Origin of the sequence: Helicobacter sp. MIT 05-5294 (assembly GCF_000765675.1) — a bacterium.
In the GTDB taxonomy this organism is placed as follows: Bacteria; Campylobacterota; Campylobacteria; order Campylobacterales; family Helicobacteraceae; genus Helicobacter_D.
On record NZ_JRPA02000057.1, the window covers coordinates 1 to 1,770 of the forward strand.

The 1,770-nt window shown below is 31.1% G+C and carries 3 protein-coding genes; all 3 read left to right on the forward strand.

Features of this window, described 5'->3' with window-relative positions:
* The coding region (locus LS69_RS09980) for a type VI secretion system amidase effector protein Tae4 (RefSeq protein WP_138124675.1) at window positions 1-697 on the forward strand (697 nt) is incomplete at its 5' end.
* 19 nt (window positions 698-716) lie between these two features.
* Entirely contained in the window at window positions 717-1,106 is a 390-nt protein-coding gene (locus tag LS69_RS09985; protein ID WP_138124678.1) for a hypothetical protein, read from the forward strand.
* Window positions 1,090-1,770: hypothetical protein (locus tag LS69_RS09990; protein WP_202978672.1), on the forward strand; the 681-nt coding region annotated here is incomplete at its 3' end. The genes LS69_RS09985 and LS69_RS09990, both read left to right, overlap by 17 nt.

Below are 1,770 nucleotides of genomic sequence, written 5' to 3' on the forward strand. Positions count from 1 at the left end.
AATGACAGAATGGAGAGCTACTTGTGGCACTGCAAGTGCAAGTATAAAGTGTAAAAGACCAAGTTGGAGTAATGTAAGTAAGGCATATAGGGAGATAAATGCAGTGGGCAAAAAAGAATATTATGAAGTGCTAGAGGAATCAGAATTACATAATATAGAAACATATCGTGTAGCAGAATTGATTCAAGCACAAAAAAGGTATGAAAAAGTAGGGGGACAGGCATTGCGTGAATTTAATAGAGATTCTAATGCCTATATTAACACTTGTGCTTTTAGGGTGAGTTACGCACTTAATTATGGTGGAATGCCACTTGAAAACTATATTTCAAGAAATAAAACAAAAAGACCGCATGGCTTTGAAAAGGCTACAATACTTCAAGGTGAGGATAATCACAATTATTTAACAGGAGTTAATTTTATGATTAAGTTATTCCAACTGCAAGAGGTTTGGGGGGATGCTGATGAACCCTACAACCCTAAGATAATGCAAACAGAACAAGATAATATCAATTTTTATAATAATGAATTTTCAAAATTCAATAAAAATGGAGTAGTAGCAATGATGATTAGCGGTTGGAGCAATGCCACAGGACATATTACACTATGGGATGGGGAAGAAAAAGAATTTTTGGATAATTCCAATTATTTAATACAATCGAATTGCATTGTCAAAGAGCTTTATTTTTGGGAATTGTAATTAAATAAAAAGGAGATTTATGAAGAGAGGATTTATGATGTTGATTTTAAACACTTTTATCTTTGCAGTTGATTTTTCTAATAATCCAGAATGGGAAAAACATATTTTAGTCAGTAGAAAGAATCTTGGGTTTAGCCTTTGTGTAAAGGAGTTTTATAAAAATCAAAATTTACCAGAAGAAATAGAGCAAGCAGAATTGGCTTTTAGCTCCATAGATGTAAGCGATCCAGACGATAAAGAAAGATTTCTTAGTTTTATTAAAGCCAACATTAACAAGTATATGCCGAAGTTTAAACACCCAGAGATATACCCCACAAAATGGTATTTTGTAGCATGTCTTAATATGTATAATGCCAAAGAATATGAAGATATGATACTAAGAAAAGGGCGATATGCCGAGCAGAACTAACTCTTGTTGTATTCAACCAAATCTGAACAATATTTGCAATACCATTGATTGCTCTCTGCTTAATAATCCCTCATCAGATTCTACCAAACCAAATGACCAATGTGAATTATTCTTGTATGAAGAACAAGAAGAAAATAAACCAAGTATTACTTCTTTAGCAACAACGACTTCTTTGGAATTACAAGAACAAGAAGAGACTTTAGAATCTAAAGCAAACAATCTTTATTATTGCTTTGCCAATACAGAAGAGTTTAATTCTTTTAATCCTAATCCTCATTCTAAATTATTCATTCAAAGAGAACAAGGGGATTTAAAAGAAACTTTAATGACTTTAAGCAATTATAGATTCTATTTAGAAGAGATAAACCAAGATTCTAATAATGCAAACAATCATTTAAAGAATCATTCAAATAATTCTTTTAATGATATAAACCAAGATTTCAATAATCCCAATCATACAAACAACCATACAAATATCAATCATTTTAATGCTAATATGAATACAGATTCCAACAATCTAAGCATTAACAATCATTTAAACCCTAACCAAGATTCTCTTGCAATACAAGCCAATTTAGAATCTAAAGATTCTACCCCCTCTACTTATACTTTACAAACAATCCTACAAAAAGACAAAGCTTATTCTACTTTAGGTATAGAGTTA